We start from the raw sequence: 26975 nt of genomic DNA, 5'->3' as shown, positions 1-26975 counted from the left end.
AGGTGGCTTTTCAATACAAGTGGGTCAGGCGCTATCAGTAGGCCTTGCCAGTCTTGTAGAAGTTCTCGAAGCAGAAGTTGGTGGCCTCGATGTAGCCTTCAGCGCCACCGCAGTCAAAACGCTGGCCCTTGAACTTGTAGGCAATCACGCAACCGTTTTTCGCCTGCTTCATCAGGGCGTCGGTGATTTGAATCTCGCCGCCTTTGCCTGGCTCGGTTTGTTTGATCAGCTCGAAAATATCCGGCGTCAGGATGTAACGACCGATGATCGCCAGGTTCGACGGTGCGTCTTCCGGGGCTGGTTTTTCGACCATGTTGCGAACGCGGTACAAATCATCAGCGATCAGCTCGCCGGCGATCACGCCGTACTTGTTGGTTTCCATCGGATCCACTTCCTGGATCGCAACGATGGTGCAGCGATACTGCTCGTACAGCTTGACCATCTGGGTCAGGACGCCGTCGCCTTCAAGGTTGACGCACAAGTCGTCCGCCAGCACTACCGCGAACGGTTCGTCACCGATCAGTGGGCGGCCAGTCAGGATCGCGTGGCCCAAGCCTTTCATTTCGGTCTGACGAGTGTAGGAGAACGAGCACTCGTCCAACAGTTTGCGGATACCGACCAGGTATTTTTCCTTGTCGGTGCCCTTGATCTGGTTTTCCAGCTCGTAGCTGATGTCGAAGTGGTCTTCCAGAGCGCGTTTGCCGCGACCGGTCACGATGGAGATTTCGGTCAACCCAGCGTCCAGTGCTTCTTCGACGCCGTACTGGATCAGTGGCTTGTTTACCACCGGCAGCATTTCTTTGGGCATGGCTTTAGTCGCTGGCAGGAAGCGAGTACCGTAACCGGCTGCTGGGAACAAGCATTTCTTGATCATATAAGTCCTTGATAGGGCTGTGTGTACGAGTTTCGGCGCAGTCTAATCAGGCGGTGTGCACCTTACAATGCCCCGCGCTGGCTAACCGATGCCATCATAGAGAAATATTTTCGCGGATAGTTCCCGAGATAGCTCCGCAGCCTTTATAGATAGCACAGACCATCAGATCTGCACGACCACGAATCCTACACCATCAGCACCCGTTGGGTGCATTTGGCGCTATCATTGCGCGATTGAACCAGCCAACGAGGCAGATAGATGTCGGAAGCAAAAAGTGTCAACGGGTTCCTGATCAATCAGGCGAAAGACGGCCAGTGGTGGGTAGACAGTGCAGGTGGCGAAAATATCGCTGGGCCTTTCCCTACCGAAGCGTCGGCGATTGAAGTGGCATCTGTTTTGGAGCTCGAACACCCAGCCCCGAAGCGTCGCGGCAAGGACAAGTCCTGAGAAGCACCGGACTCGACCCAAGCCCTGCCTCGCGCAGGGCTTTTTTGTGATTTCCTGCCACGAAGTGGCCATTCGCTATAACCTTTTGATGCCAGCGCTGTCACAGGCTCAGCCCCTTCATCCTGACGACGACATCGACATGAATAAATTTTTGCCACTGATCGCGGCACTGGCCCTGAGCGGCTGCGCCACTTCCGAAACGACCTACCTGAACAACGGCGAGCAAGGCCTGGCCATAGACTGCTCCGGGGAAGCTAATTCCTGGGCCACCTGCTACGAAAAAGCCGATGCCTCTTGCGCCGGCACCGGCTATCGGATCGTCGGTACCGACGGTACACCTTCGACCAAGGAAAGCGACAAGACCCTGGGTGTCGACGTCGGCAACTACAAGAACCGCAATGTCGTGGTGGTCTGCAAGTAAGGCGCCCTGCCCTACATGTGAATTTCGGCGAACTTGATCCCGAGGCCGCGCACCGTCTCGATCAAATCATCGAGGCTACTGAAAGATTCGACTTCATCGTTTTCATCCACCAGAAAATAACTGCGCCCAGCGCTTTTCTTGAAAAACACGATCCATTCTCCCGAATTCGCCGGATTCTGAATCACGTGGGTGGCAGAGATGTGACCCTCTGCATGGCGCTCCCGTACCTGCTCTCGCTTCATGCTCGACTCCAGAAATGACAATGCCGCCAAAGCGCTGCTTTGGCGGCATCGGTGCTGACGGGCGACAGTCTATCAGCCGGAAATGCACGCCGTAGCGGCATTGCGTACATCCATGGGGCGCAACGGCACATTGGAGATACGCTCATGCAACTTGATGCTGCTGCCAGTGGAGCGGTCTTCGATATCAAATACCGCGGCCGGCCCCGAGGAGAACTTCTGCGGCACGATGACTCGCATACCGTCCTTGTGCGGCTCGACTTGCAGGGCTCCCCGGCTGCTGGCCAGCTTCTCGGTGAGGCATTGCGCGTACTCCTGAGGCTTCTTGCCTGAAATCACGCTCATGGTCGGTAGCGTCTCATTGATCTCCGAGACACTCGCACAACCACTCATCGCTATCGCCATAGGCAGGAACAGCACACCCCACTTCATACAACACCTCCGATAAAGAGACTCCGACAGTACAAATGCTGTTTTTCTCCGAGGCTCGCTGCGTTTATCGCTCATAAAATTCCGTATAACAGTTTTTAATTGTCAAAGCAGACCTCGACGACCGGATAATAACCCGTTCGGGCTGATAAACTGCGCCAATCGCACATGCTATCGTTTTGATTTTGTAGAAAAAGCCCTTCTGGAGGCGCCTCATGAAATTTATCCACCAGCGCGAGCACCTCAACGAAGACGACATCGTCGTCATTCAATGCTCCCAAACATGCAATATCCGCTTGATGAACGACGCCAATTTCCGCAGCTTCAAGAATGGCGGCCGCCACACTTACCATGGCGGAGCATTTGACACTTTCCCTGCCCGGATTACTGCACCGAGCACCGGTTTCTGGAACATCACCATCGACACGGTCAACCGCCGGCCGATCAGCGTAACTCGCAAACCGACCCTGACTCACACCATCAAGATCATCCGCCGCTCCAGCACGAAACTGAGCTGAGTGACACCCAAACACGAAGACAAGCAGGTATGACCGTGGCCCAAACGACCAAGTACGTCATCAAATACAAACTCAATGGTGAGCGTCGCTTCGAATTTGCCCAGCTTGAAAAAGGCACCGAAGAAGAAGCCAAGGCCGCGCTGGATGCGCTTCATGGTTCGAGCGAAGACGTCATCAGCGACATAAGCGTCAGCAAAGCGCTGTAACGGGATCCGGAGCGACAACATGGACGTCTGCTCCTGCCCTCTGGAATTCAACCGCAAGCGCCGGAGTGTTAACCAAGTCGCCCCTCCCTAGACTGGCCACCTCAACCTTTGGTTAAGGAGTCAGAACATGCCTACTTCCTCGATTCGCTTCATCAGTAGCCCTTCCAGTCTTGGCGTCTTGCTGCTGGCGTTCAGCGCCGAGGGTTTGTGTGCGCTGCTGATCGGTGATGATCTGGCAACGCTGGAGCGAGATCTTTCGCGACGCTTCCCCGGCCAACAAGCACCGCAGCGCGATGAAGGCTTTATGCCTGCGCTGGAGCAAACCCTGCGCCACCTCGAAGACCCGCGCAGCACCCTGGATTTACCGCTGGATCTGACGGGCAGCGTGTTTCAACGGCGAGTCTGGAATGCCCTGCGGCAAATACCGCTGGGTGAAACCGCCAGCTATCTGGACATCGCTCGACAACTGGGGCAACCCACGGCTTTTCGGGCGGTGGCCAATGCCTGCGGAGCGAACCCGCTGGCGGTGATCGTGCCGTGCCATCGAGTGCTGCGTCAGGATGGCAGCCTCGGCGGCTACCGTTGGGGGCTGGAGCGCAAACGGCAACTGCTGGATCGTGAGGCACAGCGATGAGTGAGCAATCCCTCGCTGGACTGGACTGGGTCATGCTCGAGCAGCAGCTCGATCAGGATGGCTGCGCAATTATCAGGTCGCTTTTAAGCCACGCCACGTGCGATGAAGTCAGCGCTCTGTATGCCAGTGCCGAACCGTTTCGCTCGCAAGTAATCATGGCCCGTCACGGCTTTGGCCGTGGCGAGTACAAGTACTTCAAATACCCGTTGCCAGATGTCGTCGCCCGTTTGCGCAGTGCGCTCTATCCTCGATTGGTGCCCATTGCCAATCGCTGGTACGAGCATATGGACCTGCCGACCCGTTTCCCGGAAACCCATGAAGCGTTCCTCGACCGCTGCCATGCCGCCGGTCAGGAACGCCCGACGCCGCTGTTGCTGCAATATGGACCGCAGGACTACAACTGCTTGCATCAGGACCTGTACGGCGAACACGTCTTCCCGCTGCAAGTGGCGATTCTTCTGTCAGAGCCGGGCGAAGACTTCACCGGCGGCGAGTTCGTGCTGACGGAGCAGCGCCCACGGATGCAGTCGCGCCCTCAGGTCATCGGCCTGAAGAAAGGTGACGCACTGATCTTTGCCGTCAACCAACGACCGGTCAAAGGCGTTCGTGGCTATTACCGGGTCACCCTGCGCCACGGCGTGAGTCGCCTGCACAGCGGAAAACGGCATACCCTTGGAATCATCTTTCACGACGCGTTATGACCCCATGAACCCGATCACCTTCGACTTGTTTGCCGACGCGGAACCCGAGCAGCAACCCAGGCTAGATCGTATCGGCGAACAGTCCTGCGTCCTCAGAGGCTTTGCCCTTCCCTGGCTGGATCAGTTGCTGCCCGCACTGGACGCAGTTCTGGCGGCGGCACCGTTTCGTCAGATGATCACGCCCGGGGGCTTTACCATGTCGGTCGCCTTGAGCAGTTGCGGCGCGCTGGGCTGGACCACCGACCGCAGCGGTTATCGTTATACCCGCGATGATCCGCTGACCGGAAAACCCTGGCCGAAAATGCCCGAGGTGTTTTTCGAACTGGCACAAGCGGCGGCGCGGGAAGCGGGGTTTGCGGATTTCGTGCCTGATTCCTGCTTGATTAACCGTTACGTTCCCGGGGCCAAGATGTCGTTGCACCAGGACAAAGACGAAGTTTCCTACGCAGCGCCCATTGTTTCAGTGTCCCTGGGATTGCCGGCGATGTTCCTGTTCGGCGGCTTCGAACGCAGCGATAAAAGCCAACGAGTGCCGCTGTTCCATGGCGACATCGTGGTGTGGGGTGGCGTGGATCGTTTGCGTTATCACGGGGTCTTGCCGATCAAGGACGGCCAACACCCGCGACTGGGCGAACAACGGATCAACTTCACCTTTCGTACCGCGGGATGAAGCCTTCGAATTCGACCGCAAGACCCGGGGTGCAGCGACCCCGTCGGCTGGTTAATCTGCATGAAACAGGTCAGGACATGAAGCCATGACAAGCCATTCGACAAAGATTGCCACCGAGAACGATCCGCGCTGGGCCGCCGTCGTCGCGCGTGATCCCCGGGCAGACGGACAGTTTGTGTATGCGGTGAAAACCACCGGCATTTACTGCCGCCCCAGCAGCCTGGCGCGTTTGCCGAAACCGCAGAACGTCGAGTTCTTCGACACGGCCGAGCAGGCCCAGGCGGCGGGTTATCGCCCAAGCAAACGCGCCGCGAAGGATCAAAGCGACATCGCCGCGCAACATGCTGCGACTGTGGCGGCCGCTTGCCGCCAGATCGAAACCGCGGAGAATCTGCCTGTCCTGAGCGAACTGGCTGTTGCTGCGGGCCTCAGTAGCTTTCACTTCCATCGTGTGTTCAAAGCGGTTACCGGTCTGACGCCCAAGGGTTACGCCGCGGCCCATCGTTCACGCAGGGTCCGTGAGCGCCTCGCGGACGGAGACTCGGTGACCGACGCGCTGTATGACGCAGGCTTCAACTCCAACAGCCGTTTCTATGAATCCGCCGATCAACTATTGGGCATGAAACCCGGTGATTACCGCGCCGCCGGTCAGAACAACGACATTCGTTTTGCCGTCGGCCAGTGTTCTCTGGGAGCGATTCTGGTGGCGCAGAGTGAACGGGGTGTTTGCGCGATCCTGCTGGGCGATGACCCGCACCAATTGGTCTGCGATCTGCAGGACAAGTTTCGACGTGCGAATCTGATTGGCGCCGACCAAGGGTTCGAGCAACTGATCGCCAAGGTGGTTGGTTTTATCGAAGCGCCGGCCCTGGGCCTGGACTTGCCACTGGATGTGCGTGGCACCGCTTTTCAAGAACGGGTCTGGCAAGCCCTGCGGGAGATTCCCGCTGGCTGCACTGCCAGCTACGCCGATATCGCTCAACGAATCGGCGCGCCAAAAGCGATGCGCGCCGTGGCTCAAGCCTGCGGCGCGAACAACCTGGCGGTGGCGATTCCGTGCCACCGCGTGGTGCGCAGCGACGGCAACCTGTCGGGCTACCGCTGGGGTGTGGAGCGCAAGCGTCAGTTGCTTGAGCGCGAAAACCCGTCTGAGTCCTGAATGCCGATATAGACCGACACTGAATCCGGGCTGGTATAGACCTCGAAGTCTGTGGCGAACGAGCGGCAAATCTGCGGGTTGTCCTTGAAATAGGCCCAGATCAGGCCCCAAGCCTGAATGACGCTGTCCGGCATCGCCCCTTTGGCGCTGAACACCAGATAATCGCCTCCTTCCACCTGAACCTGCGCAAAGTCCTCGGAGGGCGCGGTGACCGCCACCCCCGCGGTCACATCGAAGTGGCCCGAAGCGTCGGACTCGTAGTTGGAATAGACGCCGTACATGAAGGAATCCGGCTGTTTGTGGGGGATCTTGTCGAAGATGTCCTCAACGAAAAATTGTTCCCACATCGGGCCGATGCGCGCAGTGTCTGGTTGCTGCTCTGCGGCATTGCAGGTGCGCACTTGCAGGCCCGAGACGCTAAAGGGCCGCACTTCACGCTGCTTTACATCCATGGTCGATAGTCCTTGTCTCTGTAATTTGTCTGTTTGATTGAGGGTGAAACAGTCAACGATTGACGTCGACCACCACCCGCCCACGCAATTGACCGGCGAGCAGGCGCGGCGCGGCCTCGATCACTTCGCTCAAGCCGATTTCATGGCTGATCAGCGGCAGCAGAGCGAAATCCAGATCCTTCGCCAGACGATTCCAGGCCAGTATCCGCCTGGCTTTGGGCTGAGTCACGCTGTTGATCCCGGCCAGGGTCACGCCGCGCAAAATGAACGGTGCGACTGAAGCCGGGAAGTCCATACCTTGCGCCAGGCCACACGCGGCGACAGTGCCATTGGCCTTGGTGCTGGCACAGGCATTGGCCAACGTGTGGCTGCCGACCGAGTCGATGACCGCCGCCCAGCGCTCCTTGGCCAAGGGTTTGCCCGGCTCGGACAGCGTGGCGCGGTCGATGATTTCGCTTGCGCCCAGTTGCTTGAGGTAATCGTGCTCGGAGGTTCGACCGGTGGACGCGACCACCCGATAGCCGAGCTTGTTCAGCAGGGCGATGGCGAAACTGCCTACACCGCCATTGGCGCCGGTGACCAATACCTCGCCCTGATCGGGCGTCACGCCATTATGTTCCAGCGCCAGGATACTCAGCATCGCCGTGTAACCCGCCGTGCCGATGGCCATCGCTTGTGCCGCAGTGAACTCCTTGGGTAGCGGAATCAACCAGTCGCCATTCAAGCGAGCCTTCTGCGCCAGTCCGCCCCAATGTCCTTCGCCTACACCCCAACCATTGAGTACGACTTGATCGCCGACCTTGTAGTCCGGATGCCCACTGACTTCGACAGTGCCTGCCAGATCAATACCCGGCACCATCGGGAATTTTCGCACCACCGGGCTGCTGCCGGTGATCGCGAGGCCATCCTTGAAGTTCAGCGTGCTGTACGCCACACGCACAGTCACATCGCCCTCGGGCAGTTGATCGTCATTGATCTCTTGCAGTGTGGCCCGGTAACCGCTGTCGTCTTTGTCGATCAAAATGCCTTGAAACATCGCTGTCTCCTATTGGAATCACTCAGTTGTGGTGCAATTGAAATAACACATCGCAACCTTTCACCGTACTCGACTTTAAGCCAAGAATGGCACACGACAGGAAAACTCGACTGGCCTTGTATCAGTTATTGCTGATACAAAAACGGTCCTACCGTCCCTGCCCTGTTATGACGTCGGAGAACCTTTCAAATGAGCAAATGGCCAGACACCCGCATTCTTGACCTGCTGGGCATTGAGCTGCCGATTATCCAGGCTCCCATGGCCGGCGCGACCGGTTCAACCATGGTTATCGCAGCCAGTAACGCCGGCGGCCTGGGCTCCATGCCTGCCGCCATGTTGAGCATCGATCAGTTGCGCGAGGAGCTGAAAACGATTCGTCAGAACACTCAGCGCCCGATCAACGTCAACTACTTCTGCCATCAGACTCCCGCCGCGGATGAGCAACGCGCTCGAGACTGGAAGAATCTGCTGGAACCCTACTACCGAGAACTTGGCGTGGACTTCGACGCGCCGACGCCGGTGTCCAATCGAGCACCGTTCGATAACGCGGCCTGCGAAGTGATCGAAGAGTTTCGCCCCGAAGTCGTGAGTTTCCACTTCGGTCTACCGGAAAAGTCCCTGCTGGACCGCGTGAAAGCCACTGGCGCCAAAGTGCTCTCCTCGGCCACCACGGTCGATGAGGCCATTTGGCTCGAGCAGCACGGTTGTGACGCAATCATTGCCATGGGGTATGAAGCCGGCGGCCATCGGGGCATGTTTCTCAGTGATGATCTGAGCAGCCAGGTGGGGATCTTTGCGCTGGTGCCCCAGATCGTCGATGCGGTGAAGGTGCCGGTGATTGCTGCCGGCGGGATTGCCGATGCACGAGGCGTCGCGGCAGCGTTCCTGTTGGGGGCTTCGGCGGTGCAAGTGGGCACGGCGTACTTGTTCACGCCAGAGGCCAAGGTCAGTGCATCTCATCACAAGGCGTTGCGCACGGCCAAGGAAAGTGAGACAGCCGTCACTAACATTTTCACCGGACGTCCGGCGCGCGGCATTCTCAATCGGGTGATGCGCGAACTCGGGCCCATGAGCGCCAAAGCACCAGCCTTCCCGCTGGCAGGTGGTGCGCTGATGCCGTTGCGGGCCAAGGGAGAAGCTGATTTCAGCAACCTCTGGGCGGGTCAGGCATTCACGCTGGGCGTTGAAATGACCACGGCGGAGTTGACCCGGAAGCTGGCTGAGGAAGGATTGGCGAAGTTGGTGAGTCGCTAAGACACTCACCTGTAGCAGCAGCCTTCGGCAGCTGCTACAGGGTCATGCGTGGTCGCAATAACGTGCATTCAGCACATTCCGTTTGCAGGCATTTCGCTATATATTCCGCTATATAGCGTTTACCCCCCTCTCTGCACTTGCCTGCCACGGAGCCGTTTCATGACCATTCGTGCCTCACGTTTTGCCCCCACCTGCCTGGCAACCCTGCTCGCAGTGTTCGCTTTCGGGTCCGCCCAGGCGGACGAAGTCCAGGTTGCTGTCGCCGCCAACTTCACTGCACCCATTCAGGCGATCGCCGCTGATTTCGAAAAAGACACCGGGCATAAACTGGTCACTTCCTTTGGTGCAACCGGCCAGTTCTACACCCAGATCAAAAATGGCGCGCCGTTCGAAGTGTTCCTCTCGGCGGACGACACCACCCCGCAAAAACTCGAAACCGAAGGCGACACGGTCAAGGGCTCGCGCTTCACCTACGCCATCGGCACCCTGGCGCTGTGGTCGGCCAAGGAAGGTTATGTCGATGCCAAAGGCAAAGTGCTGAGCGACAACCAGTATCAGCATTTGTCCATCGCCAACCCGAAAGCCGCACCTTACGGTCTGGCCGCTACTCAGGTGCTGGCCAAGCTGGACCTGACCGACAAGGTCAAAGCCAAGATCGTTGAAGGCCAGAACATCACCCAGGCCTATCAATTCGTCTCCACCGGCAACGCCGAACTCGGTTTTGTGGCCTTGTCGCAGATCTACAAAGACGGCAAAGTCACCAGCGGTTCGGCCTGGATCGTTCCGGCCAGCATGCACGAGCCGATCAAACAAGACGCGGTGATCCTCAACAAAGGCAAGGACAACCCGGCTGCCAAGGCGCTGGTTGACTACCTCAAAGGTCCAAAAGCCGCCGCTGTCATCAAATCCTACGGTTACCAACTCTAAATGACGCTATCAAATGCCGACTTTTCCGCCATCTGGCTGACCCTGAAACTGGCGTCCCTGACGACAGTTATCCTGCTGGTCATCGGCACTCCGATTGCGTTATGGCTATCGCGCACTCGCTCGTGGTTGCGCGGCCCGGTCGGGGCGATCGTCGCCCTGCCCCTGGTGCTGCCGCCGACGGTGATTGGCTTTTATCTGTTGCTGGCGCTCGGTCCTAACGGGTTTATCGGCCACTTCACCCAATCACTGGGGCTCGGCACCCTCACCTTCAGTTTTGCAGGGCTAGTGATCGGCTCGGTGCTCTACTCGATGCCATTCGTGGTCCAGCCACTGCAAAATGCTTTTTCCGCCATTGGCACTCGCCCCCTGGAAGTGGCCGCGACCTTACGTGCCAATCCCTGGGATACGTTTTTCAGCGTGATCCTGCCGCTGGCCCGCCCCGGTTTCATCACCGCGGCCATTCTCGGTTTTGCCCACACCGTCGGTGAGTTCGGCGTGGTGCTGATGATCGGCGGCAACATTCCCGATAAAACCCGCGTGGTCTCGGTGCAGATCTACGATCACGTCGAAGCCATGGAATACGCCCAGGCCCATTGGCTGGCCGGAGCGATGCTGGTGTTCTCCTTTATTGTGTTGCTGGCGCTCTACTCCAGCCGTAAAACCAAAGCGGGCTGGAGCTGATCGATGATTCATACGCGTCTGAAACTGAAGTATTCAGGGTTCGCCCTGGAGGTGGATCTGCAATTGCCCGGCCGCGGCGTCACTGCACTTTACGGTCATTCCGGTTCGGGCAAGACCACCTGCCTGCGCTGCATTGCTGGCCTGGAGAAGGCCGAGCAGGGCTTCATCCAGGTCAACGATGAAGTCTGGCAGGACAGCGACAAGAAGATTTTCGTGCCACCACACAAACGTGCGCTGGGTTACGTCTTCCAGGAAGCCAGCCTGTTTCCGCATCTGTCGGTGCTGGCCAATCTGGAGTTCGGCCTCAAGCGCATCCCTCGCCAACAGCGACGGGTCGACATGGCTCACGCGACTGAACTGCTCGGGATCGGCCATCTGCTGGATCGCCATCCGCAGCACCTTTCCGGCGGAGAACGGCAGCGCGTCGGCATCGCCCGCGCCCTGCTCACCAGCCCGAAACTGTTGCTGATGGATGAGCCGCTGGCAGCATTGGATAGCCAGCGCAAAAACGAAATCCTGCCGTACCTGCAGAGACTGCACGATGAACTGGACATCCCGGTGCTGTACGTCAGCCACTCGCAGGATGAAGTCGCGCGGCTGGCCGACCACCTCGTCTTGCTCAGTAACGGCAAGGCGCTGGCCAGCGGCGCTATTGGCGAAACGCTGGCCCGTCTCGACCTGCCCCTGGCGCTGGGCGACGACGCCGGCGTGGTCATCGAGGGGCACGTCAGTGCCTATGACCCCGACTATCAGTTGCTGACCCTGCAACTGCCGAACACGACCCTGAACATTCGCGTGGCTCACTCGCCGATGACACTGGGTCAGGCGCTGCGCTGCAAGGTTCAGGCGCGGGATGTCAGCCTGAGCCTGCAAAGTGTCGAGCAAAGCAGCATCCTCAATCGCCTGCCGGTCACCGTGATCAGTGAAATGGGCGCCGACAACGTCGCCCACGTGCTGGTCCGTCTGGACGCTGGCGGCACGCCGCTGCTGGCGCGGATCACCCGCTATTCACGGGACCAATTGGGCGTGCATCCCGGCCAGCAACTCTGGGCACAGATCAAGGCGGTGGCGGTGCTGGCGTAAATCCGCTGGCACGACTGCAACGGCGTGCGGTCAATGGCTGTAACGGCCCCTGATCCATTGCCAAGGACTACCGCCATGCCCGATATCGCGCTGTCCGATGTGCTGCCATCCGACCTGCATTACGTCGATGACACCCAGCCCGGCATCACCCGCAAGAAACTGCGCGGCAAGTTCTGCTATTACGACCCTGCGGGTCAGCGCATCACCGATCAAGATGAGATCAAACGCATCAACGCCCTCGCCGTGCCCCCGGCCTACACCGATGTGTGGATCTGCGCAGACCCGCGCGGCCATCTGCAAGCTACCGGTCGTGATGCCCGAGGTCGCAAGCAATACCGTTATCACCCACGCTGGCGAGAAGTGCGCGATGCCGACAAGTACTCACGCCTGCGGGACTTCGGCCTGGCCCTGCCGAAACTTCGCAAACAGCTTGAAGCACTGTTGGCGGCTCCCGGTTTCAGCCGCGACAAGGTCATGGCCACGGTCATCACCTTGCTCGATGCGACGCTGATCCGGGTCGGCAACACCCAGTACGCTCGGGACAACCGGTCCTACGGCTTGACCACCCTGCGCAACCGTCACGTCGAGGTCAACGGCAATGCGATCCTGTTCCAGTTCCGCGGCAAGAGCGGTATCGAGCACCAGATCACCGTGAAAGACCGACGCCTGGCGCGGATCATCAAACGCTGCCTGGAAATTCCCGGGCAAAACCTGTTTCAGTACCTGGATGAAAACGGTGAGCGGCACACCATCAGTTCCTCCGACGTCAACGCCTACCTGCAAACCCTCACAGGTGCCGACTTCACTGCCAAGGATTACCGAACCTGGGCCGGCAGCGCCTTGGCGTTGGCGGTTTTGCGTGAACTGCAGTGGGAGCCTGAGTCGGATGCCAAGCGGCATGTGGTGGAGATGGTCAAGAACGTTGCCAAACAACTGGGCAACACCCCGGCTGTCTGCCGCAAGTGCTACATCCACCCGGCGGTGCTCGATGGTTTTCTTTTGGGTGCTTTGGCTAAGCTGCCCAGGCCACGCGCGCGCAAAGGGCTCCGGGCAGAGGAAGTCGGCCTGTCGATGTTTTTGGAGCTGAGGGTCGCAATGGCTGAGGCGACGAACTGACCTGTCTATTTTTTGCACGATTGCAAATGGCTTCTATAGTTGTTGTGAACCTGAATTAGCTGCGGTGACGCCATGGAAGACATTTTCGTTGTGAAACGATGCAACAAGATCATCATCCATGGTCGCCGGGCCGGAGAAACCGATCATCCACCACCCGACGCCGCCGTCTGGTATCGCATCGCCGATACACGGACCCGCGGCTTCATCGGTGACGGTTTCGATCGTGAAGAAGACGCCCGGCGTGAATGCTGGCAGCTCAATGCCAGGTCGCAAGTGACAGCCCGACAAGGCTAAGGTCACCTGCCTTTTAGGGGGCTATACTGAAAAAGCTGAAGGAACAGCGACCCCATCGGCAGACAGCTCGCTCCCCGCGGGCTTTTTGCTGCCAACTACAGGTTTCTTGAACGGAGGTGTTTGCCATGTCCGAAAAAGAGTCCATCACCACGCTGCTCACCCTGCTCGACTCCCGTCAGGCTCGCCTGGCAGCGGCATGCAAGGAAATCGCCGACTGGGTCGATCATCAAGGCGGGCACCCGACGGCCCTCAGAATCCGTGATCGGCTGAACGACATCGAGAAGGACGCGCCACTGATTCGCAATACGCTGTCGTCGCTCAAACCTGTCGACCCGCCCCTGCCTCGGTTCAGATGATTCGATCCGGACATCCTCAAGGACACGGCCTGATTCAGGACGCATGAACGGCGACCTTATCGTCACCGGGTGCGTCCTTGCCTGAGCGCTTCCCGCTACATCCCCAACCCAGCCTGGCGCTGGGCTTTTTTATGGCTAAGCAATCCATTTCACACGGCATTCACATCTCAGGCTCTAGATTGACCGGACTCCTTTGAAGAATCCCCCTGGCCCGCCCGCATGCGGGCCTTTTTTTGTCCATCAATAGTCAACGAACAATCAGTCAACGAACGTCGCCGTACGCTAGAGGTCAAACCATTACACGCAACGAAGGAGACGTCTGATGGTTACTCACTTCAAAGTCGGCGGGCATCTGGCCTGCGGTCACAAAGGCAGCAAGCTCGTTTCAACCAGCGAACTGACCCGGGTGAAATGCAGAAGCTGCCGAAACACCGACGCGTTCAAGGATGCGCGCAAAGATCAGCGCAACGCTGCACGCCGCGCCGCACGCAAAGCCAAAGTTACGCATACAGCCAATGACTGGCGTGCGGCCTGGGTCGAACGGCTCACCGCCATGAAAGGACTGCAACGATTGCCTCGTGGTTTCACCGGTCAGCCTTTCGTTTAGCTGACAGCATCGGCGGCTGAATCGAGTTCACTCGATCCGGCCGCTGGCGCCATGATTTCCAGCAACGACATGCGTTTGGGTGCTGTATCTCTTCACCACCGTGCTTGATGGCCGCCTCCTATTAAGATAACGGGCGTGCGTTAGTTCGATGATACTTAATTAATGCACACTGAATTTATTGTTAGTTTTCTTTGTATTTTGGTCTACAAGCCAAATTGAAGCGCCATCACTGTGCACGGTATTGCATTCCTTTCCATATTCTTTATAGGTGACGCAAATCACGTCACCCGCCACAGTCCAATTACCTTTAACCTCTGGATAATTAGCGATTTTAATTAACGCTGCTCCGCCAGGACTCAATGTTTCCGAGAACGGCTCGCCTTTGGCGGTTTTGCTTTTGAGCTCACGACCAATCAACACCTGGTGAATTTCATCCCCGCTTAACTGCTTCGCCCCAGCAGGTGCGGGGGTATGGGCATCGTTTGGAGTCTGAGGTGCAGAAGAACATCCAGAGAGTAAGAACGCTACAGCAATGGCAGTCAATAACTTACTCATCACTTCCACCCCTTACAATTTTTTATATTCAGAAAACGTAACATCTAAAACTGGATAACCCCAAACCGATCTATATATCTTTTGACGATAAGATCAATAGCGGCGTCAGCGAGATGTGCACCATTGCCATGCATTTTTTTGGCAGTAAACAGATTCTTCAACTAGGGTTCTATCGAACCAAATTGCGCCGACGGTGTTGGCGGGCACTCATCAAGGAGGGGACAGATGACATCAATTCGTAAAACCGAGCAAACCTATCGCACCTGGTCCAGCCCAATCTTGCTTGAACTCAAGGAGAGAGAGCACCAGCTGGACGCTGAAGCCCGCCAGGCCCTTCAAAATATCTTGGTCGAGAGAAGGCTTGTCGATACTGGCAACCCGTCTGGCGAAGATCGACGCGGCGCTAATCCAGGGGCTAGCGGCCGGGGTCAATAACTGCCTTGGGGTAAAAAAAGCAAGCCAGAAACAAACAAGGGTTTGCATCAGCTTTCGCCCGCAAACCCTTGATTTTAGATGGTGCCCGAAGCCGGAATCGAACCTTCCTCTTTGTCGCTGAAAATAAAGGAAAATTTTAAGTTCGAAAATTTCTCTATCTCTATGTGTACCCTCATTGGGCTTTTCCAATGGTACGACAGACCGTCGCTGTCCTACCCAAAGCTGACGGTGGCGGCGGGCAGAGATCGGCCAAAAGCAACTATTCGCTGACCCCGAACAAGGGACCATACATCTTAAAGATGCAGAACCGGTCTGCCCCCTGTGCTGTGCCCTGGCGCTTCTACCTTGACCCGCAGCCCGATCAACAGCGCTGCGAGCAGCATCAGGATGCCCGCGGAGACAAATACGCCGGCGATGCCACTGAAACTGAACATAGCGCCTCCCGCAGCGGCACCCGCAGCGATCGCGGACTGCACCGAGGCCACCACCATTCCTCCTGCACTTTCCGCTTGATCGGGCACCGCACGGGCTACCCAGTTCGACCACGCCACTGGCACGCCGCCGAAAGCCATGCCCCAGAGTGCCAACAACAACGCCTGACACGGCACAGATGCGGGCAGCAACACCAGGGCTAATGCTGCAATGCCGACCAGCGCTGGCATCAGTATCATTGTCCCGCGCGGGCTACGTTCAAGTAGCCAGCCGGCCAGCAGCGTGCCGACGAAGTTAGCCGCGCCGAACCCCAGCAGCATCAGCGCCAATCCTTCGGGCCCCACGCCGGTTGTGCTTTCCAGAAACGGCCGAATGTAGGTGAACAGCGCGAAGTGCCCTGTGTGCACCAACACGCAGCCCAGCATGCCCACGGCAATACCCGGACGCAGCATCACTTCAAGCACGGTTCTCAACCGCGCCGTCCTGTGCGGCGCCAGAGGCGGCAGCGTGAACAGCTGGAAAACCAGCGTCACCGCCCCGACGGCGGCGGCCGCAACAAAAGCACTGCGCCAGCCGTACAGCCCGCCCAAGTAACTGCCGAGTGGCACCGCCACCACAGTGCCCACTGCAATACCGCTGAAAATAATCGACAGGGCCCGCGGCAGCAGCGCCGCCGGCACCAGGCGCATCGCCACTGCCGCCGCCATGCTCCAGAAGCCGCCCAGTGCTATGCCGAGCAGAATCCGCATGATCAGCAGCACCATCAGGCTGGAAGAGAAAGCCACCAGCAGGTTGGAGGCAATCATCAGCGTGGAAAAGCACAGCAATACCACTCGCCGGTCGATCCCTCGCGTCAAGCCTGGCACCAGTAACCCGGAAAACAGCGCCACCACCGCCGTCACGGTCACCGCCTGCCCTGCCAAGGCTTCCGACACCCCCAGTTCTAAGGCCATCGGCGTCAGCAAGCTGGCCGGAAGGTACTCCGCCGTCAACAATCCAAACACGCCCATCGCCAGCGAAAATACCGCCATCCAGGCCGGCGTCGTCGGTTCTGCATCAGCCTCGTTGCCAAAGCGCGCATCGGCTACAACGTCACACACCGCATTATTCATCATTAAATACCTCTGGAAATGATCTCAACCAGAAGTCTATGGACGCAGCCCCGGATGTTCTATGATGCAAAGTCTTTAATTTTTGACCGAAACCCCGAAATGACATCTCTAGATCAGTTCGCCTTATCGTCCGACCTCATCAACGAACTGTTGCGCGGCATGCGCCTGCGGGGCGTCGAGTACCGCCGCATCCAGGCCGGCCCCTTTTTCGGGCTGGGCTTCGCAGCCAACCCAGGGCACGCCTATTTCCACTTCCTCGCCTTCGGCACCGCCGTCCTGCGTGCGGAAGACGGCACTTTGTACGAGTTGTCTGCCGGCAACGCCGTGTTCATCGCCCAGGGTGAAGCCCATCAGCTTCTCTCTAGCCTGGACGTACCCGCCCAGGACATCGGCAGCTTTGACGCGGCCCCTCTCGGCGACGCGGTCTGCGCCGTGGATGCCTCACCCAGTGCCGATGTCAGCCCCAGCACTATTATTTTCAGCGGCTGCATGGAATTTGAACTTGGAAGCATGCAGGGTCTCGGCGGCTTGATGCCAGATCTGATGCTGATTGATGCCAGAGGGCAGCGTTACCCTGGACTTATGCCGATTCTCGCCTCCATGGAGCGCGAAGTTCGCTCCGCACGCGTCGGCTTCGCAGGCATCCTCGCTCGCCTCGCCGACGTAGTGGCGGCCATGATCGTGCGCGGCTGGGTTGAATGCGCCTGCGGCAACGCCTCTGGCCTGGTAGCCGCATTACGCGACCCCAGGCTGGCCCACGCACTCCTGGCCTTGCACCGAGAGCCGGCGCGTGACTGGACCGTGGCGGAACTGGCGGCGCAATGTCATACCTCCCGTTCGGTCTTCGCGGAACGCTTCCAGGCCACTATCGGCATCCCCCCGCTGCGCTATGCCACGGAGCTGCGGATGCGCCTCGCCAGTCAATGGCTGAGCCTCGAGCGACTGCCTATTGAGGCCGTGGCGCTACGCCTGGGCTACACCTCGCAGGCGGCGTTCAGCCGCGCCTTCAAGCGCATCACCGGCCAGCCACCCGGCGCCAGCCGGCAAATGGCTCGTTCTATTGTGTCTTGAAGTGACAACCATTGAGTCCTGCACCTGGTTCAAAACGGCCAGCATCCGATCTGTCCAGGCACGCAGCCCGAAGTAGCGTCGGCTAACGCCCAAGCGCCGCGTGGCGCATCGGCCTGGTCGTCGGTCGCAACCTGAAAGGAGAAAGCCTCGCTGTGCTTGAACCCTGACCCCGCGCTCAGCCCGAGACAAGGGATGCCCATCACCGTGAACTCGACCGTCAGGACATCACCCTGCTTGCCCGCCGGGTAGTCGCCTGGCGCGTAATGGACAGCGTCCACCGCCTGTCCGGGAACGTCTCGGCGTAGAACGTTGCGGCGTCCAGCGCGCCGCCGTCAAAACAGAGACAAATGATGTTTTTACTGGCCATTTTTAGTGCTCCAAAATGGGGACTGACACTCAGCTCTAGACCGCAGTTCACCAATCTGGTTTTTCCTACCCAGCGTCTTCGAACGCTCCTGTGCGTACCTCGCCGCTGCGCACGTAGCGGGTGATCAGCACACCACCAGGCGTGCTGGTCGAGTGCGCCAACGTGAAGGCCGACGCTTGGGCGTTCTCGCCGAACAGGCGCTTGCCGCGCCCAAGTAAGAGGGGAAAAATCATAAGCCGAAGCTCGTCTACCAACCCGGCTGCAAGCAGTTGGCGCACCAAGTCGCCACTGCCCTGCGTCAGTAGGTGGGCACCGTCCTGGAGCTTGAGCCCGCGTATCGCGTCGGCAAGCGTTCCCTCCAGCGCATGACTGTTCTGCCAATCAAGCGTATCAGGTCGATGTGTGGCGACATGCTTAGGCACACTGTTGAACAGGTCGGCGATGTCGTAGTTGCGTGAGTTGGCCCGCATGCGCGGCCAATACGCCGCGAATATGTCATAGGTGCGACGCCCCAGCAGCAACTCGAACGGCTGCGAGAACAGATCCTGTATGGCCTGGCCGGAGGCTTCGTCCGCGTAAGGCACGATCCAGCCACCGAGGCGGAATTTATCGCTGGTATCTTCTTCAGGCCCGCCGGGCGCCTGCATAACGCCATCCAGACTAATGAAAGCGGCAACGATGAGCTTGCGCATACTCTTCACCTCATTCGTCCACGTGAAAGTTGTCGTGCAGGGAACGCCTTCGACCACGGCGGCCCATCAGACTCATTCTCTGCCGGATAGTCGAACGAGGCACTGCGAAATCGACAGTGCGATACCTGGCTGATGCCTTACTTTTATCAAACGACATGGCATTTCGCGTTTCATTAGATCGCAGACCTTCGCGACAGGCAGGAATCGGCCCAGAGTGTGTAAAAACGCTTTCGCAAACCCTTGCTATGATTTCTGAGGATTTCATCGCAGGGATCGCCCATGAAGCGCTTTATCCAAGGTGAACATCGAGGCCAAGGAACCTTCCTTCCGGAGAGCCTCGACGATTACGTCACGGATACCAACCCGGTGCGCGTAGTCGACGTCTTTGTCGACGAACTCGACCTGGTCAAATTGGGTTTCGAAGGCGCCATACCGGCTGATACTGGCCGGCCGGCTTACCATCCCGCGATCCTGCTGAAGATCTACATCTACGGCTATCTGAACCGCATTCCATCGAGCCGGCGTCTTGAATTGAAAGAGAAGCCCAACGCAACGTCGAGCTGATGTGGCTGACCGGACGTTTGATGCCCGATTTCAAGACCATCGCCAACTTACGAAAAGACAACAGCAAGGCCATCCGAGGCGTCTGCCGCCAGTTCGTTGTCCTGTGTCAGCAGTTGGGACTGTTCGGAGAAAATCTGGTCGCCATCGACGGCAGCAAGTTCAAGGCGGTCAACAACCGCGACCGCAATTTCACCAGCGCCAAGCTGAAGCGGCGTATGGAGGAAATTGAATCGAGTATCAATCGATATCTGACTGCGCTCGACGAAGCCGATCAGCAAGAACCCTCAATCGCTCAGCCCAAGGCTACTCGCCTGCAAGAGAAAATCGCCAAGCTGAAAATGCAAATGAAGGAGCTTCAGGCGATCGAAATCCAGCTCAACGAATCTCCGGATAAACAGGTCTCACTGACCGATCCAGACGCCCGTTCCATGATGACTCGCGGCACTGGAATCGTCTGTTACAACGTGCAGACAGCGGTCGATACCCAGCATCATTTGATCGTTGCGCATGAGGTGACCAATGTCGGTTCCGACCGCGATCAACTCAGCTCGATGGCCAAGCAGGCCCGCGAGGCGATGGTGTCAGAAACGTTGTCGGTAGTGGCTGATCGAGGTTACTTCAAAAGCGAAGAAATCCTGGCTTGTCACGATGCAGGCATCACTGCCTACGTGCCCAAGCCGATGACCTCTGGAGCCAAAGCGGACGGGCGTTTCAATAACGATGCCTTCATCTATGACGCGGCAAAAAACGAATACATTTGCCCGGCTGGAGACGCACTGATCTGGCGCTATACCAACGTTGAAAAAGGCCTGACGCTACACCGTTACTGGAGTTCGAAATGCAGGGGCTGCTCAATGAAACCGCAGTGCACACCGAGCACGGAACGGCGGGTTCGACGCTGGGAGCATGAAGCCATACTGGAGGAAATGCAGAACAGACTGAGCAACGCGCCGGACATGATGCGAGTCCGCAAGCGTACGGTCGAGCATCCCTTCGGGACACTCAAACAATGGATGGGCGCCACGCATTTCCTGACCCGAAAGCTGAACGGAGTAAGTGCAGATATGAGCTTGAGCGTCCTCGCCTACAACCTGAAGCGGGTCATGAAAATTCTCGGTACCAGCGGTTTAATGAAGGCGCTGTCGGCCTGAAGAGGTCTGTATTTTGGCCACCCAGCAAGGTAGAAGCGGCGCTGGGGACTCCCGGGGCCTAGTGATGATCCGCAGGACTTGTTGCGAGCAATTACTCAGCTAACAACCGTCGGCGCTGCGCGCCGACAGTGCATCAGCGCGTTTTTACACACTCTGGGCCAAGAGCGGTCATACCACATGTAGCAGCTGTCAGGACTGCATAGTCGAACATCCAATTTTGGTCTATGGCAATCACAAGCGAGGCCAAGTGCATACTCTTCCTCGCCTCATCCTGCGCTCACGCAAGCGCACGGCGAGTGCCCCATGCTCTCTTCCTCGCACTCTGACTACAGGGTAACTGGCGCACTCAAAGCATACAGCCAAGCAAGGCAGCGTTCTGCTGGAGCACCGGCAGGCATTGATCGCGTAATTCCCGAAGGGTCAAACGTGCGGTAAATGTGCTGACACTCATGGCGGCGACCACTTTACCTTGGGCATTTCTCACCGGCACCGCCATTGAACGCATCCCCAGCTCGAGCTCTTCATCGGTAAAAGCAAACCCTTCGATCCGTGCCTGCTCGATCCTGTCCATGATCACTTTCGGGTCGACGATCATGTGAGCCGTGGTCGGTGACGGAGGATTAGTCAGGTAGCGGCGGACTTCTTCGTCGCTCAACCCCGCCAACAAGACCTGCCCCGTTGCCGAGCCATAGGCCGGTAGACGTGCGCCAAGGCGTACGCCGGTAGTCACGACTTTTGCCGTCTCGGCACGGGCAACGAATACCGACCAGCCATCTTCGAATACTGCCAAGGAAATCGATTCCCCGAGCGCTTCACGGGCCGATGCCAAATATGGCTGCGCCAGTTGCGGTAGCGGCGCTGCATCCAGATACGCCGCACCGAGTCGCAAGAACCGAGGCGTAGGTCTGAAGTGCTTTCCATCATGGGTCAGATAGCCCAGATCAACCAGCGTGAGCAAGCATCGGCGGGCAGCGGCACGGGTGGTGTCGGTCAGTGCCGCCGCGTCCGATACCGTCAATTGCGAGTGCTCCAAACCGAACACTTCGATGATTGCCAGGCCCTTTGCCAGGCCCGACATACCTTCCGGCGCGCGCACAGCTACGCCATCAGCGGACGTATTTTTCTTGACAACCATAATTGTCCAACGCTCTAATTGTTCGAGAAATGAAACAATGTTCGCTATTCGAACAAAAATAAAACCTCATGTCAACCATGTGCATGTCGGAAAGAACATTTTTCTGCAGCCATGAGGACCTGATCCGGGAGAAAAAATGAACATCATTACTGATCGAGTACCTGAAAACCCGCTGTGGCCTGATGGATTGACCCGTGTGCCCTACTGGGCTTTTCAGAGCGCTGCTGTGTACAAGGATGAACAGACGCGGCTGTTCCAGGGGCCTCACTGGAATTATCTGTGCCTCGAGGCTGAGATTCCCGAGCCCGGCGACTTTAAGACCAGTTTCATTGGCGAGACCTCGATTGTCGTGACCCGCGACAGCGACGGCGAACTTTACGCCTTCGAGAATCGCTGCGCGCATCGTGGCGCCCTCCTTGCCCTGGAGGACAGTGGTAAAGCCAAAGACTTCACCTGCGTGTATCACGCCTGGAGTTACAACCTGCAAGGCGATCTGACCGGCATCGCTTTCAAGGATGGCATCAAGGGCAATGGCGGCATGGCGCCTTCGTTCTGCATGGAGCAACACGGCCCGCGCAAGCTGCGCGTAGCGACTGTCCACGGCCTGGTGTTCGGCAGCTTCAGCGATGACGTGCCCGATATCGAAGAGTACCTGGGGGAGGAAATCCTCAGCCGTATTGAGCGCGTTCTGGGCGGACGCAAGCCAGTGGTTCTGGGCCGCTTCACCCAGATGCTGCCCAACAACTGGAAGTTGTACATCGAGAACGTCAAAGACTCGTACCACGCCAGTATCCTGCATCTGTTTTTCACCACCTTCGAGATCAACCGCCTGTCTCAACGCGGCGCGATCATCGTTGATGAGAGCGGCGGACATCACGTCAGCTACTCGGCCATCGACCGGGAAGCCGAACGTCAGGCCGAGCGCGATGCCTCCTATGCAGAACAAAGCATCCGCTCCGACAGCGCCTATCAGTTGCAGGATCCCTCTTTGCTCGAAGGCTTCAGTGAAGTCGGTGATGACGTCACGCTGCAAATCCTGTCGATCTTCCCCTGCTTCGTACTGCAACAGATCCAGAATTCGGTCGCAGTCCGCCAAGTGCTGCCACGGGGCGTGGAAACGACTCAGCTCAACTGGACCTACCTGGGCTTTGAAGACGACACGCCCGAACAACGACTGACGCGTCTGAAGCAGGCCAACCTTGTCGGTCCCGCTGGCTATATCTCCATGGAAGATGGTTGCGTAGGCGGCTTTGTCCAGCGTGGCATCGCTGGCGCCTCCAATCACAGCGCGGTGCTGGAAATGGGCGGGACTGACGCCGAATCGAGTGATAGCCGGATTACGGAAGCGTCTATCCGCGGCTTCTGGAAGGCCTATCGCGCAGCCATGGATCTATGAAGAGGGAATCATTCGTGACACATAATATTTTTGCACTGATCAGCCAGACTCAAGCCCTATATGCCCGCTGCATCGATGAAGGCCCGCTTGAAGCATGGCCGGAGTTTTTTCTAGAGAAGTGCCTGTATACCGTTACCACTGCCGATAACTACCGACAAGGATTGCCCGCCGGCATGATTTGGGCCGACAACCGCGGAATGTTGATTGACCGGGTATCCGCCTTGCGCGACGCCAATATCTACGAGCGGCACAGCTACCGCCATATGCTCAATCAGCCGGTGATCCTGGAATGCAACGGCAACCTGGTGCGCAGCGAGACTGCATTCCTGGTGCTGCGCATCATGCGCGACGGCACGACCGAGAACTTCGTCTCCGGCCGCTATATCGATTGCTACCGGGTCGATGGCGAGACAGCCATGTTGGCTGAACGAACCGTGGTGTGCGACAGCTCACGCATCGACACGCTGCTGGCGCTGCCGCTATGAGCCTGCCGGCATCGCGAATCCTCTTGAGCATCGGCGACCCCAACGGCATCGGCCCGGAAGTCGCTGTCAAGGCCGTCGCGGCTCTGCAGAATGAACCCGAGTTGAATCCGGTCATTGTCGGCGATCGGTTTGTCGTCGAAGCCTATGCGCAGGACGCTGGCCTGCGAGTCAAAGAGACTGACGGCACCGCACCGGCAGAAGCGGGAGTGATCCACCTGCTGCCCGTACATAGCCTGGCATCCGAGGCTTTCATGCCTGGGCAAGTGAATGCCTCGGCAGGTGCTGCCACGGTGGATTATTTGTCTGCCGCAGTGGTGGGTCTGAGCCTGGGCCGGGCACGCGGCATTGTCGCGTGCCCGCATTCCGAGACGGCGATCAATGCCGCCGGCATCGATTTTTCCGGTTACCCAAACCTGCTGGCCAAACTGGTAGGCGTCGAGTCCGACCGTGTGTTTCTGATGCTGATCGGTGCGGGGATGCGGATCGTCCACGTCACCTTGCACGAGCGCCTGGCCGATTCACTGGCCAGGCTGACACCCGAGTTGGTGGTGGCCGCAGGTCATGCAGCAGTTTCTGCACTCCACGCGCTGGGCATCAATGCTCCGCGCATTGGCGTCTTCGGCATTAATCCTCATGCGGGTGAAAACGGCCTGTTCGGTCAGGACGATCAGCAGATAACTGTCCCGGCCGTCGAGCGCCTGCGGCAGGCGGGTATCGATGCCCATGGGCCGGTCGGCGCCGATCTGATGCTCGGGCAAAATGGCTATGACGCCTTTATTGCCATGTATCACGACCAGGGTCACATCCCGATCAAACTGCTGGCCGGGCGTACCGCTTCGGCGCTGTCCATCGGTGCCGGCCTGATCTTTTCCAGCGTGGGCCACGGCTCGGCATTCGATATCGCCGGTAAAAACCTCGCCGATCCCGAAGCGGTGATCCGCGCGTTGCGCCTGGTAGGTGGTGCGGCTCTTTCCAGCCAGGAGGTTTTGGCATGACGTTCGACGTAACAGTCTCTGGATCGGACATTGCCTTTCCCTGCGAGCCCGGCGAGACAGTTCTGGATGCTGCCGAGCGGGCGGGGTTTTCGATCCCCTACTCCTGCCGCAAGGGCGTGTGCTCGACCTGCGAAGGCGGCTTGATCGCCGGGGAATTGCAAGTGCGAGGACAAGGGATCGCACGCGGGCCTGCCACGGGGGTGCTGCTGTGTCAGGCGCGCCCGTGCTCGCCGGTGGAAATCGCCCCCAAACGCATCGTTCAACGCGCGGCGCCGGTGCGCAAGGTCATTACCACCAAGGTCCATCGCCTCACCCGCCCCAACGCCGATGTCGTGGTTCTGCACCTACGTTTCCCTTCGGGTGTGCGCGCCAAATTCCAGGCCGGTCAATACCTGAAAGTGTTGATGGAGGATGGTGACAGCCGTAACTACTCCATGGCCAATGCGCCCCATGAGAGCGATGGCGTGCAACTGCATATTCGCCATGTTCCCGGAGGGCGCTTTTCCGAGGGCGTGCTGGCGGGATTGGAAAAAGGCGACACGCTCAACGTCGAACTGCCCTATGGCGAATTTTCACTGGACGAAGAGGTCGACCATCCGGTCATCCTGCTGGGCACCGGTACGGGCATGGCGCCGCTCAAGTCCATCATCGAAGACCAGATCAAACGCGGTGGTTCAAGACCCATGCACCTGTTCTGGGGGGCACGCAACAGCGACGACCTGTACCTCGGCGACCTGCCGGCACAATGGTCCAGGCGCCTGCCGGGGTTCAGCTTCACCCCGGTGCTGTCCGAGCCCGAGCCAGACTGGTCCGGCCGTACTGGTTGGGTGCACCGCGCAGTTCTCGAGGATTACCCCGACCTGGGTGCCTATCAAGTGTATGCGTGCGGTAATCCGGTCATGACAACCGCGGCGCTCAATGACCTGACTGCCGAAGGCCAGTTGTCGCCTGACGCATTCTTCTGCGATGCCTTCGTACCCTCTGGAGAGATCCAGCCGCCTGCATAGGCGGCTTTTTCTCCGCCTGCGTGTGCACGCAACAAAAACAACAAGGCCAAAATGGCCATGAGGAAAAACCATGTTGCCCGAATCAAAGCCCTTGCAGCTTCCGCAGTTCGTGGATGAACGACCCGTGAGTCCGTTTCAGTACGTGGTCATCATTCTGTGCGGTCTTGTCATGTTCCTCGATGGGTTCGATACCCAGGCCATTAGTTACATGGCGCCTTATATAGCCAGTGAATGGAATCTGCCCAGGCAGATGCTGGGACCGATATTTTCTTCGTCGCTCGCTGGTTTGATGATCGGCTATCTGGTGCTTACCCCACTGTCCGAACGCTTTGGACATAAGAAAGCAATCATCGTCAGCACCATTGTCTTCAGCCTTTGCACCTTGGCATCGGTATGGGCCGACAACGTGACCGAGCTGATGATCCTGCGCTTTATCACCGGGGTCGGCTTGGGCGCCGCAGCCCCAAGTGCGATCGCCATGACCGGCGAATACAGCCCCAAACGCTTTCGTGCAACCTTTGTTCTGGCTATTTACTGCGGTTTCTCCCTCGGATTTATCGCGGCGGGCCTGGCGGCGAACTGGTTCATCCCCCACTACGGCTGGCGCTCGATGTTCTGGATCGGAGCCCTGGCGCCGCTGATGCTGGTACCCGTACTGATTCGTTTCCTGCCGGAATCCATGGTGTTCATGATCCATCGCAAGGTGGCAGCCGAACGAATCCTGAAAATTTTCCAAAAAATAGACCCAACCATTGCACGACAGGAGAAGCCGACATTCATCGTCGATGCCCTCGAGCAAGGGCAAGGGCAACGTGGAGCACTCGCCAGTCTGTTCACCCGTGATCGGGTATTGGGCACCGTACTGTTATGGCTGGTGTTCGCGATTAACCTGGGTGAGTTCTACGCCTTGCAAAGCTGGTTGCCATCAATCATGACGGGGCTCAACTACCCAATGAGCACCGTGGTGATGGCTACCACACTGACCACCGTGGGCGGTATCGCGGCTGCGTTCATTACCGGCCCCTCTATGGACCGGTTGGGCGCCTACAAAACCCTGGGCATACTTTATCTCGTCGGATTCGTGTGCGTGGCATTGACCGGCCTGGCGTTCAAAAGCCCGCTGTGGATGCTGTTGACCGCCAACTTCCTCGCAGGCTGCTGCATCAGCGGCGGGCAAAAAAGCCTTATCGCCCTGGCGGCGGTTTTCTACCCGGCGCCGATACGTTCGACCGGAGTCGGTTGGGCGTTGGGCATCGGGCGGATCGGCGGGATTACTGGCCCCATCGTGGTCGGCGCAGCCTTGGGTATGGGCTGGTCACCCTCGGCAGTTTTCTATGCCATGGCCGTGCCGATGTTGATCGCCGGGTTACTCGTCCTGTTTCTCGGTCGACGATACGGCAGCAGCACGCTTTAAAACACGGACGGTACTACTCGACAACTTCAATGAAAGCTCACCAAGGGATGAATAAGGATT

32 protein-coding genes and 2 pseudogenes are annotated in these 26975 nt (G+C 58.3%); 24 read left to right on the top strand and 10 right to left on the bottom strand.

Translation table 11 applies throughout. The features are described from left to right. Window positions 1-34: 34 nt before the first annotated feature. Window positions 35-874: a UTP--glucose-1-phosphate uridylyltransferase GalU gene (galU, locus tag JFU47_RS02655; protein ID WP_076030977.1), complete on the bottom strand. Its 840-nt coding sequence runs from the start codon at window positions 872-874 to the stop codon at window positions 35-37. 258 nt (window positions 875-1132) lie between these two features. On the opposite strand from galU, the gene JFU47_RS02650 reads away from it, so the two are divergent. Together JFU47_RS02650 and JFU47_RS02645 are read left to right on the top strand one after the other, a co-directional pair. After that, window positions 1133-1321, top strand: coding sequence for a hypothetical protein (locus tag JFU47_RS02650; protein ID WP_074876938.1), 189 nt, complete (start codon window positions 1133-1135; stop codon window positions 1319-1321). A 139-nt stretch (window positions 1322-1460) separates the two neighbouring features. Next, window positions 1461-1742: a hypothetical protein gene (locus JFU47_RS02645; protein ID WP_123365041.1), complete on the top strand. Its 282-nt coding sequence runs from the start codon at window positions 1461-1463 to the stop codon at window positions 1740-1742. Between the two features lie 11 nt (window positions 1743-1753). Here the strand turns inward: JFU47_RS02645 and JFU47_RS02640 are convergent, their stop codons facing one another. Both JFU47_RS02640 and JFU47_RS02635 read right to left on the bottom strand, forming a co-directional pair. Further along, window positions 1754-1984: a hypothetical protein gene (locus JFU47_RS02640; RefSeq protein ID WP_134420142.1), complete on the bottom strand. Its 231-nt coding sequence runs from the start codon at window positions 1982-1984 to the stop codon at window positions 1754-1756. Window positions 1985-2056: 72 nt separating this feature from the next. Beyond that, the gene (locus tag JFU47_RS02635) at window positions 2057-2413 is read right to left on the bottom strand and encodes a hypothetical protein (protein WP_140678368.1); all 357 of its coding nucleotides are present in this window, start codon (window positions 2411-2413) and stop codon (window positions 2057-2059) included. Between the two features lie 212 nt (window positions 2414-2625). On the opposite strand from JFU47_RS02635, the gene JFU47_RS02630 reads away from it, so the two are divergent. From JFU47_RS02630 to ada, 6 genes are all read left to right on the top strand, one after another. Beyond that, the gene (locus JFU47_RS02630; RefSeq protein ID WP_024164534.1) at window positions 2626-2928 is read left to right on the top strand and encodes a DUF1883 domain-containing protein; all 303 of its coding nucleotides are present in this window, start codon (window positions 2626-2628) and stop codon (window positions 2926-2928) included. Between the two features lie 29 nt (window positions 2929-2957). Continuing rightward, a complete protein-coding gene (locus JFU47_RS02625; RefSeq protein WP_160171629.1) occupies window positions 2958-3134 on the top strand; it encodes a hypothetical protein in 177 nt (58 codons plus the stop codon). A 127-nt stretch (window positions 3135-3261) separates the two neighbouring features. Continuing rightward, window positions 3262-3768 (top strand): methylated-DNA--[protein]-cysteine S-methyltransferase, encoded by a 507-nt coding sequence (locus JFU47_RS02620; protein ID WP_201180594.1) that lies wholly within the window; start codon window positions 3262-3264, stop codon window positions 3766-3768. Continuing rightward, on the top strand, window positions 3765-4469 hold the full coding sequence (locus JFU47_RS02615) for a 2OG-Fe(II) oxygenase (protein WP_201180592.1): 705 nt from the start codon (window positions 3765-3767) through the stop codon (window positions 4467-4469). Before JFU47_RS02620 ends, JFU47_RS02615 begins: the two co-directional genes overlap by 4 nt. Window positions 4470-4473: 4 nt before the next feature. Beyond that, window positions 4474-5139, top strand: a complete 666-nt coding sequence (gene alkB, locus JFU47_RS02610) for a DNA oxidative demethylase AlkB (protein ID WP_201180590.1) — start codon at window positions 4474-4476, stop codon at window positions 5137-5139. 85 nt (window positions 5140-5224) lie between these two features. After that, window positions 5225-6298, top strand: a complete 1074-nt coding sequence (ada, locus tag JFU47_RS02605) for a bifunctional DNA-binding transcriptional regulator/O6-methylguanine-DNA methyltransferase Ada (RefSeq protein WP_201180588.1) — start codon at window positions 5225-5227, stop codon at window positions 6296-6298. Here the strand turns inward: ada and JFU47_RS02600 are convergent. Beyond that, window positions 6262-6750, bottom strand: coding sequence for a GyrI-like domain-containing protein (locus tag JFU47_RS02600; protein WP_201180586.1), 489 nt, complete (start codon window positions 6748-6750; stop codon window positions 6262-6264). The two genes, ada and JFU47_RS02600, sit on opposite strands and share 37 nt — an antisense overlap. A 52-nt stretch (window positions 6751-6802) precedes the next feature. Further along, complete coding sequence (gene acuI / locus JFU47_RS02595) at window positions 6803-7786, bottom strand: acrylyl-CoA reductase (NADPH) (protein WP_201180584.1); 984 nt, start codon at window positions 7784-7786, stop codon at window positions 6803-6805. A gap of 189 nt (window positions 7787-7975) precedes the next feature. On the opposite strand from acuI, the gene JFU47_RS02590 reads away from it, so the two are divergent. From JFU47_RS02590 to JFU47_RS02555, 8 genes are all read left to right on the top strand, one after another. Continuing rightward, window positions 7976-9040, top strand: coding sequence for an NAD(P)H-dependent flavin oxidoreductase (locus JFU47_RS02590; RefSeq protein WP_201180582.1), 1065 nt, complete (start codon window positions 7976-7978; stop codon window positions 9038-9040). Between the two features lie 159 nt (window positions 9041-9199). Beyond that, entirely contained in the window at window positions 9200-9967 is a 768-nt protein-coding gene (modA, locus tag JFU47_RS02585) for a molybdate ABC transporter substrate-binding protein (protein ID WP_140678353.1), read from the top strand. Continuing rightward, complete coding sequence (gene modB, locus JFU47_RS02580) at window positions 9968-10648, top strand: molybdate ABC transporter permease subunit (protein WP_201180581.1); 681 nt, start codon at window positions 9968-9970, stop codon at window positions 10646-10648. Between the two features lie 3 nt (window positions 10649-10651). After that, entirely contained in the window at window positions 10652-11731 is a 1080-nt protein-coding gene (modC, locus tag JFU47_RS02575; protein WP_201180577.1) for a molybdenum ABC transporter ATP-binding protein, read from the top strand. A 75-nt stretch (window positions 11732-11806) separates the two neighbouring features. After that, window positions 11807-12847: a DNA topoisomerase IB gene (locus JFU47_RS02570; RefSeq protein WP_201180575.1), complete on the top strand. Its 1041-nt coding sequence runs from the start codon at window positions 11807-11809 to the stop codon at window positions 12845-12847. A 72-nt stretch (window positions 12848-12919) separates the two neighbouring features. Next, window positions 12920-13141: a hypothetical protein gene (locus JFU47_RS02565; protein ID WP_123364917.1), complete on the top strand. Its 222-nt coding sequence runs from the start codon at window positions 12920-12922 to the stop codon at window positions 13139-13141. Between the two features lie 125 nt (window positions 13142-13266). After that, a complete protein-coding gene (locus JFU47_RS02560) occupies window positions 13267-13497 on the top strand; it encodes a hypothetical protein (protein WP_010460746.1) in 231 nt (76 codons plus the stop codon). A 322-nt stretch (window positions 13498-13819) separates the two neighbouring features. Continuing rightward, a complete protein-coding gene (locus tag JFU47_RS02555) occupies window positions 13820-14104 on the top strand; it encodes a hypothetical protein (RefSeq protein WP_123364916.1) in 285 nt (94 codons plus the stop codon). Window positions 14105-14263: 159 nt separating this feature from the next. Here JFU47_RS02555 and JFU47_RS02550 read toward each other — a convergent pair whose 3' ends face one another. Next, window positions 14264-14659, bottom strand: a complete 396-nt coding sequence (locus JFU47_RS02550; RefSeq protein ID WP_201180573.1) for a hypothetical protein — start codon at window positions 14657-14659, stop codon at window positions 14264-14266. A gap of 225 nt (window positions 14660-14884) precedes the next feature. On the opposite strand from JFU47_RS02550, the gene JFU47_RS32970 reads away from it, so the two are divergent. Continuing rightward, the gene (locus JFU47_RS32970; RefSeq protein ID WP_242485045.1) at window positions 14885-15094 is read left to right on the top strand and encodes a bacteriocin family protein; all 210 of its coding nucleotides are present in this window, start codon (window positions 14885-14887) and stop codon (window positions 15092-15094) included. 293 nt (window positions 15095-15387) lie between these two features. On the opposite strand, the gene JFU47_RS02540 is transcribed toward JFU47_RS32970, so the two are convergent. Then, on the bottom strand, window positions 15388-16638 hold the full coding sequence (locus JFU47_RS02540) for an MFS transporter (RefSeq protein WP_201181514.1): 1251 nt from the start codon (window positions 16636-16638) through the stop codon (window positions 15388-15390). A 99-nt stretch (window positions 16639-16737) separates the two neighbouring features. Between JFU47_RS02540 and JFU47_RS02535 the strand changes: the two genes are divergently transcribed. Beyond that, the gene (locus JFU47_RS02535; RefSeq protein WP_201180569.1) at window positions 16738-17709 is read left to right on the top strand and encodes an AraC family transcriptional regulator; all 972 of its coding nucleotides are present in this window, start codon (window positions 16738-16740) and stop codon (window positions 17707-17709) included. A 98-nt stretch (window positions 17710-17807) separates the two neighbouring features. On the opposite strand, the pseudogene JFU47_RS02530 reads toward JFU47_RS02535, so the two are convergent. Beyond that, a pseudogene (locus tag JFU47_RS02530) lies at window positions 17808-18076 on the bottom strand (VOC family protein); the annotation flags it as partial. Between the two features lie 65 nt (window positions 18077-18141). Continuing rightward, window positions 18142-18768 carry a dihydrofolate reductase family protein gene (locus JFU47_RS02525; RefSeq protein ID WP_201180567.1) on the bottom strand — a complete coding sequence of 209 codons (627 nt, stop codon included), beginning with the start codon at window positions 18766-18768 and terminating at the stop codon, window positions 18142-18144. Between the two features lie 279 nt (window positions 18769-19047). Here JFU47_RS02525 and JFU47_RS02520 point away from each other — a divergent pair. Further along, window positions 19048-20483, top strand: a pseudogene (locus JFU47_RS02520) (IS1182 family transposase). A gap of 346 nt (window positions 20484-20829) precedes the next feature. Here JFU47_RS02520 and JFU47_RS02515 read toward each other — a convergent pair. Next, on the bottom strand, window positions 20830-21618 hold the full coding sequence (locus JFU47_RS02515; protein WP_201180565.1) for an IclR family transcriptional regulator domain-containing protein: 789 nt from the start codon (window positions 21616-21618) through the stop codon (window positions 20830-20832). 136 nt (window positions 21619-21754) lie between these two features. Here JFU47_RS02515 and JFU47_RS02510 point away from each other — a divergent pair, with 136 nt between their 5' ends. The 5 genes from JFU47_RS02510 to JFU47_RS02490 all read left to right on the top strand — a co-directional run bounded on the left by JFU47_RS02510 (window position 21755) and on the right by JFU47_RS02490 (window position 26915). Continuing rightward, on the top strand, window positions 21755-23014 hold the full coding sequence (locus JFU47_RS02510; RefSeq protein WP_201112877.1) for an aromatic ring-hydroxylating dioxygenase subunit alpha: 1260 nt from the start codon (window positions 21755-21757) through the stop codon (window positions 23012-23014). A gap of 14 nt (window positions 23015-23028) precedes the next feature. Continuing rightward, window positions 23029-23499 carry an aromatic-ring-hydroxylating dioxygenase subunit beta gene (locus tag JFU47_RS02505; RefSeq protein ID WP_103444837.1) on the top strand — a complete coding sequence of 157 codons (471 nt, stop codon included), beginning with the start codon at window positions 23029-23031 and terminating at the stop codon, window positions 23497-23499. Continuing rightward, complete coding sequence (locus JFU47_RS02500) at window positions 23496-24494, top strand: PdxA family dehydrogenase (RefSeq protein ID WP_201180563.1); 999 nt, start codon at window positions 23496-23498, stop codon at window positions 24492-24494. The genes JFU47_RS02505 and JFU47_RS02500 overlap by 4 nt, the downstream gene beginning before the upstream one ends. After that, window positions 24491-25501 (top strand): 2Fe-2S iron-sulfur cluster-binding protein, encoded by a 1011-nt coding sequence (locus JFU47_RS02495; protein ID WP_201180560.1) that lies wholly within the window; start codon window positions 24491-24493, stop codon window positions 25499-25501. Before JFU47_RS02500 ends, JFU47_RS02495 begins: the two co-directional genes overlap by 4 nt. Before the next feature lie 70 nt (window positions 25502-25571). Further along, window positions 25572-26915 carry an MFS transporter gene (locus JFU47_RS02490; protein WP_201180558.1) on the top strand — a complete coding sequence of 448 codons (1344 nt, stop codon included), beginning with the start codon at window positions 25572-25574 and terminating at the stop codon, window positions 26913-26915. Window positions 26916-26975 lie beyond the last annotated feature (60 nt).

The organism is Pseudomonas sp. TH39(2020) (genome assembly GCF_016650715.1).
Classification (GTDB): Bacteria; Pseudomonadota; Gammaproteobacteria; order Pseudomonadales; family Pseudomonadaceae; genus Aquipseudomonas; species Aquipseudomonas mandelii_C.
This window is presented reverse-complemented; position numbering and strand designations above follow the sequence as displayed.

Coding starts and splice junctions, on each gene's coding strand:
- JFU47_RS02640 (WP_134420142.1), bottom strand. CDS start 1,984: ATGAAGCGAGAGCAGGTACGGGAGCGCCATGCAGAGGGTCACATCTCT.
- JFU47_RS02535 (WP_201180569.1), top strand. CDS start 16,738: ATGACATCTCTAGATCAGTTCGCCTTATCGTCCGACCTCATCAACGAA.
- JFU47_RS02570 (WP_201180575.1), top strand. CDS start 11,807: ATGCCCGATATCGCGCTGTCCGATGTGCTGCCATCCGACCTGCATTAC.
- JFU47_RS02615 (WP_201180592.1), top strand. CDS start 3,765: ATGAGTGAGCAATCCCTCGCTGGACTGGACTGGGTCATGCTCGAGCAG.
- JFU47_RS02550 (WP_201180573.1), bottom strand. CDS start 14,659: ATGAGTAAGTTATTGACTGCCATTGCTGTAGCGTTCTTACTCTCTGGA.
- galU (WP_076030977.1), bottom strand. CDS start 874: ATGATCAAGAAATGCTTGTTCCCAGCAGCCGGTTACGGTACTCGCTTC.
- JFU47_RS02600 (WP_201180586.1), bottom strand. CDS start 6,750: ATGGATGTAAAGCAGCGTGAAGTGCGGCCCTTTAGCGTCTCGGGCCTG.
- JFU47_RS02490 (WP_201180558.1), top strand. CDS start 25,572: ATGTTGCCCGAATCAAAGCCCTTGCAGCTTCCGCAGTTCGTGGATGAA.
- modC (WP_201180577.1), top strand. CDS start 10,652: ATGATTCATACGCGTCTGAAACTGAAGTATTCAGGGTTCGCCCTGGAG.
- JFU47_RS02565 (WP_123364917.1), top strand. CDS start 12,920: ATGGAAGACATTTTCGTTGTGAAACGATGCAACAAGATCATCATCCAT.
- acuI (WP_201180584.1), bottom strand. CDS start 7,786: ATGTTTCAAGGCATTTTGATCGACAAAGACGACAGCGGTTACCGGGCC.
- modB (WP_201180581.1), top strand. CDS start 9,968: ATGACGCTATCAAATGCCGACTTTTCCGCCATCTGGCTGACCCTGAAA.
- JFU47_RS02555 (WP_123364916.1), top strand. CDS start 13,820: ATGGTTACTCACTTCAAAGTCGGCGGGCATCTGGCCTGCGGTCACAAA.
- JFU47_RS02650 (WP_074876938.1), top strand. CDS start 1,133: ATGTCGGAAGCAAAAAGTGTCAACGGGTTCCTGATCAATCAGGCGAAA.
- JFU47_RS02510 (WP_201112877.1), top strand. CDS start 21,755: ATGAACATCATTACTGATCGAGTACCTGAAAACCCGCTGTGGCCTGAT.
- JFU47_RS02515 (WP_201180565.1), bottom strand. CDS start 21,618: ATGGTTGTCAAGAAAAATACGTCCGCTGATGGCGTAGCTGTGCGCGCG.
- JFU47_RS02560 (WP_010460746.1), top strand. CDS start 13,267: ATGTCCGAAAAAGAGTCCATCACCACGCTGCTCACCCTGCTCGACTCC.
- JFU47_RS02645 (WP_123365041.1), top strand. CDS start 1,461: ATGAATAAATTTTTGCCACTGATCGCGGCACTGGCCCTGAGCGGCTGC.
- JFU47_RS02590 (WP_201180582.1), top strand. CDS start 7,976: ATGAGCAAATGGCCAGACACCCGCATTCTTGACCTGCTGGGCATTGAG.
- JFU47_RS02630 (WP_024164534.1), top strand. CDS start 2,626: ATGAAATTTATCCACCAGCGCGAGCACCTCAACGAAGACGACATCGTC.
- JFU47_RS02495 (WP_201180560.1), top strand. CDS start 24,491: ATGACGTTCGACGTAACAGTCTCTGGATCGGACATTGCCTTTCCCTGC.
- alkB (WP_201180590.1), top strand. CDS start 4,474: ATGAACCCGATCACCTTCGACTTGTTTGCCGACGCGGAACCCGAGCAG.
- JFU47_RS02635 (WP_140678368.1), bottom strand. CDS start 2,413: ATGAAGTGGGGTGTGCTGTTCCTGCCTATGGCGATAGCGATGAGTGGT.
- JFU47_RS02625 (WP_160171629.1), top strand. CDS start 2,958: ATGACCGTGGCCCAAACGACCAAGTACGTCATCAAATACAAACTCAAT.
- JFU47_RS02525 (WP_201180567.1), bottom strand. CDS start 18,768: ATGCGCAAGCTCATCGTTGCCGCTTTCATTAGTCTGGATGGCGTTATG.
- JFU47_RS32970 (WP_242485045.1), top strand. CDS start 14,885: ATGACATCAATTCGTAAAACCGAGCAAACCTATCGCACCTGGTCCAGC.
- modA (WP_140678353.1), top strand. CDS start 9,200: ATGACCATTCGTGCCTCACGTTTTGCCCCCACCTGCCTGGCAACCCTG.
- JFU47_RS02500 (WP_201180563.1), top strand. CDS start 23,496: ATGAGCCTGCCGGCATCGCGAATCCTCTTGAGCATCGGCGACCCCAAC.
- ada (WP_201180588.1), top strand. CDS start 5,225: ATGACAAGCCATTCGACAAAGATTGCCACCGAGAACGATCCGCGCTGG.
- JFU47_RS02620 (WP_201180594.1), top strand. CDS start 3,262: ATGCCTACTTCCTCGATTCGCTTCATCAGTAGCCCTTCCAGTCTTGGC.
- JFU47_RS02540 (WP_201181514.1), bottom strand. CDS start 16,638: ATGAATAATGCGGTGTGTGACGTTGTAGCCGATGCGCGCTTTGGCAAC.